Annotated in this window: 1 pseudogene; it reads left to right on the forward strand. The window is 62.4% G+C overall.

What is annotated here, in order from left to right:
• A pseudogene (locus tag B4920_RS30270) lies at positions 1–234 on the forward strand (SEL1-like repeat protein); the annotation flags it as partial.

The following is a 234-nucleotide window of genomic DNA, read 5'->3' on the forward strand; positions in this document are numbered from 1 at the left end:
AAGCCAAACAGGCCGCCCCGACCAATGCTTTCGCTGCCTATCAGCGTGCTGCCACAGCTGGATCTGCCGAGGCTGAGCTCTGGCTTGGCATGGCGTATCTGGCCGGGGAGCAGGTATCAGCCGACCCCGCTTTGGGACGTTACTGGCTGGAGCTGGCAGCCGGACACGGCTCCCACGAAGCCGAGTACCAACTGAGCTTGCAGCAGGTAGACCAGAAGCAGCAGGTCTACTGGT

This window comes from Zoogloea sp. LCSB751, from assembly GCF_002028455.1.
Lineage (GTDB): Bacteria > Pseudomonadota > Gammaproteobacteria > Burkholderiales > Rhodocyclaceae > Zoogloea.